Origin of the sequence: Mycolicibacterium iranicum, from assembly GCF_002101705.1 — a bacterium.
Classification (GTDB): Bacteria; Actinomycetota; Actinomycetes; order Mycobacteriales; family Mycobacteriaceae; genus Mycobacterium; species Mycobacterium iranicum.
Window position 1 is genome coordinate 1 of the sequence record NZ_LQPC01000064.1, and the last position, 3,167, is coordinate 3,167.

Sequence of the window (3,167 nt, forward strand, 5' to 3'; positions counted from 1 at the left end):
GATCGGTTAACCGGCCCTCTCACGACACGATCATGGGTGCGGCGTGAGGTCCGGGGCCGACGGCGTTGCTCGGCGCATGCTGGCGGTGTCAGCTCGATCGAGAGGGGCAGACCATGACCGTTCGGGTGCGGACCCACGGCGACGGCTATGCGATCGACGGCCAGTGGGAGGGAAGCGCAGCGGCGAACGCATTCCTGACACACTTGGCCGGACGCGGATTCAGTGCGGCAACGGTGCGGGCGTATGCGTTCGACGTGCTCAACCTGGCCCGGTTCCTTCTCGATCGCGACCTCACGGTGGCGGCGGTGACGCCGGTGACGGTGTTCGAGTGGATCGACTGGCAGGACGTGCGCCGCGAACCCCGCCCAGGTATGGCGACACGAGGTGATCGGGGCGCGGCGGCGTCGACGATCAACCGACGAGTCGCGGCGGTGCGGGCGTTGTTCGAGTACCTGGTGATGACCAGGATGCGCGCCGACAATCCGGTGCCCTCACCGCGGCGCGGGCAGGGCCTGCGACCACAAGCGCGCGGACTGCTCGGGCACCTCGGACCGGGCCGACCCCGAGCCGGGGGCCGGCTGGTGCGCCAACCGCGACTGCTGCCCGAATCCCTCGACGCCGACGCGGTAGAGCAGTTCGTGGCGTCGTTGCGCACTCATCGGGATCGGGCGATGGTGTGGGCCATGCTGTTCGGGGGTCTGCGCAGCGCCGAGGTGCGATCACTGCGGCTGGCAGACGTCGATTTCGGTCGACGTCGGTTGCGGGTGCTCGGCAAAGGCTCGAAGGAACGGGTGGTGCCGGTCGATGCGGTGTTCTTCACCGAACTATCGGCCTATCTGCGCCTCGAACGGCCACCGGGGTTGGCGACGCAAGAGTGTTTCGTGGTGCTGCGTGGCCCCACCCACGGGTCGCCGGTCACCGAGGCCGGACTGCGGTCGCTGTTCCGGCGGCACCGAGGCCTGTCCGGCGCAACGCGGGTGCGTCCGCACCGACTGCGCCACACCTACGGCACCGAACTGGCCTCTGCGGGAATCGATCTGATGGCGTTACGGGAGTTGATGGGGCACGTGTCTCCCGAGACCACCGCCGGATACGTGCATCTGTCGGTCGCGCAGCTCGCCGCCGAATACGGCGCGGCCCGCGCCAGCCTCGCCGGGACACGACGATGACCACCCCCGCGCTCGCAATGGTCGATCCGCTGGCCGACCCGGATACGGTGCTGGCCGACTACCTCGAGTACGTTGCCGCCCTGGGTCTCAGCGGTAGGTCGGTGCGCGCTCGCACCCTCATCGCGACCACCTTCCTCACCTCGCATCCGGACCTGCGGGACTGGATGACCCGACCGGCAGCCGAACGGCTCATCGAACTGCGCCGCACCGGGGCGTGGCCGCTGCTGTGTCACCTCATCGGACGCCGCGAGCTGCGGCTGGACCTCGAACTTGCGGCCGTCAAGAACCTCACCGGTCTCGGCCGAGCCGTCGAGGACCGCGACCCGGACGGGTTCGCCGCAGTCCGGGCCGCCGGGCTGGCCTTGGGCTGGACACCGCAATGGATCGAGACGGTCCTGGGTGAATGTCTGGCGGTGCTGCTCGCCTGGCACGGCGGACTCGTCAGCGGCGTGAGCGCCGATACCGTCGACGAATTCGACGCTGCATTGGCTGCAACACAGCCGATTCCGGCAACGTCTCGTCGCGCCTACCGCAACCGGATTGCGGGGCTGCGACAGATGCTGTTTCAGGCCCGCATCGTCGACACACCACCACGGCGCCGGCGGTGGGCCCGCAGTTACGCTCAACGCTTCGCCGAGGTTCCGATAGCCGACGCGATTCGCGCAACATTGCTGCGTTACGTCACCGTCCGGGCATCGGTGCTGCGTCCGAAATCCGTCGAATCCTTGATCAACGACTTGCTGCCGTTCGCGGACTACCTCACCACCGCTCATCCCGAGGTCACGTCCCTCGAGGATCTCGACCGCAATCACATCGAGGGTTTCCTCGTCTGGAACCGCACCCGCACCTGGCGTGGGCAACGCGCCGCTTCCGGCGCCGGACGCATCATCTCGAAGGCCGTGATCCAATCGACGGTGCTGAGCGTGCGCAACCTGCTCGACGACATCACCGAATGGGGTTGGGAGCAGGCCCCACCGCACCGTCTGGTTTTCGCCGTCGACGTCCCCAAACTCGATCAACCGCTTCCGCGGGCCCTGCCGCCCGACATCGATGTTGCAGTGATGAATGCGGTCTCTGGGCTGGATGATTCGTTCGCTCGTATCGGGCTGACCGTGCTCCGCGGAGCTGGTCTGCGGGTCGGGGAGCTACTCGACCTCGAACTTGGCAGCGTCATCGACTACGGTCCCGCCGGCACCTGGTTGAAGGTTCCGTTGGGCAAGCTCGCCACCGAACGCATGGTCCCGCTCTCGGTCGCCACCATCGCCGCGTTGGACGAGTGGACCACCGGGCGTGGTATCTGCCGGCCGCTGCCGCACCCCCGCACCGGAGCGTTGACCGATTTCCTGTTCGTCGCGCACGGTCGCCGTCTCAGCCAGACCCGGCTGCGCAACGGACTGATCGCTGCCGTCGAGACTTGCGGACTGCGTGGGGCCGGGGGTGCGCCGTTGGTGGTGACCCCGCATCAGCTGCGGCATACGTGGGCTACCGAACTCGCGAACGCCGGGATGAGCCTGCAGGCGTTGATGGCGTTGCTCGGGCACGTCACCCCGCAAATGACTTTGCGTTACGCCACTTTGGCTTCACCGACGTTGCGTGATGCCTACGACCAGGCGATGGGCAAGATGCGGCGGCGGTTCACTCTCACCCCGGTCGGCAAACCGATCGTCCCCGATGCCGTGATTTGGCTTGGCAGCGAGATGCTCAAAACGCGTGTTGCCCACGGCTACTGTTCCCGTCACGAGAGCGCGGGTGCTTGTCCCTATGCCAACATCTGCGAGACCTGCGACAACTTCGTCACCGGACCGGAGTTCCGCGACGCGCTCGAGGCGCAACGCACCGACGTCGAGGCACTCGAGGTCGATGCCCGCGACCGAGGATGGCCCGATGAAGCGGCCCGTCACCATCGCGTCGCTGACGCGTTGACCGACCACCTGCAGCGGCTCGACCGCTGACCCAAATCGGCAATCAGGGGTTGATCCGACCCTGAGGGCCGGATAA

Annotated in this window: 2 protein-coding genes; both read left to right on the forward strand. The window is 67.4% G+C overall.

The features are described 5' to 3' along the window. Positions 1 to 113: 113 nt before the first annotated feature. A complete protein-coding gene (locus AWC12_RS27205) occupies positions 114 to 1,169 on the forward strand; it encodes a tyrosine-type recombinase/integrase (protein WP_085178092.1) in 1,056 nt (351 codons plus the stop codon). Then, on the forward strand, positions 1,166 to 3,121 hold the full coding sequence (locus AWC12_RS27210; protein WP_085178093.1) for a site-specific integrase: 1,956 nt from the start codon (positions 1,166 to 1,168) through the stop codon (positions 3,119 to 3,121). The genes AWC12_RS27205 and AWC12_RS27210 overlap by 4 nt, the downstream gene beginning before the upstream one ends. Positions 3,122 to 3,167: the final 46 nt, after the last annotated feature.